Annotated in this window: 1 protein-coding gene and 1 pseudogene; both read left to right on the forward strand. The window is 60.5% G+C overall.

Going from position 1 to position 367, the window contains the following annotated elements; genetic code table 11:
• A partial coding sequence (locus ACTJI4_RS18285; RefSeq protein WP_440870151.1) for a flagellin occupies positions 1-77 on the forward strand: 77 nt, incomplete at its 5' end.
• 193 nt (positions 78-270) lie between these two features.
• Positions 271-367, forward strand: a pseudogene (locus tag ACTJI4_RS18290) (flagellin); the annotation flags it as partial.

Genomic DNA, 367 nt, shown 5'->3' on the forward strand with positions numbered 1-367 from the left:
TGCAGCAGGCCGGCACCGCGATGCTGGCCCAGGCCAACCAGTCGCCGTCGAGCGTGATGAGCCTGCTGAACGGCTGATCCCGGTAGTGGACGCACCACAGAAAACCCCGCTCCGGCGGGGTTTTTTGTTGACAAATCAAAAAATCCGGCCTGCCGGGGCTAAAGGTTCCGGCCGGGGTGTCGTTAATGATTTCAACCAGGGCACATCGCCCACTGCCTCCCCCGGGGCACCCCAAAAAACCGCAAGACCTTCGTATCCAGGAGCACGGAAATGGCACAAGTCATCAACACCAATGTGATGTCGCTGAACGCACAGCGCAATCTGTCGACCAGCGGTTCCAGCCTGGCCACCACCATCCAGCGCCTGT

The organism is Stenotrophomonas sp. 22385 (genome assembly GCF_052045085.1).
Lineage (GTDB): Bacteria > Pseudomonadota > Gammaproteobacteria > Xanthomonadales > Xanthomonadaceae > Stenotrophomonas.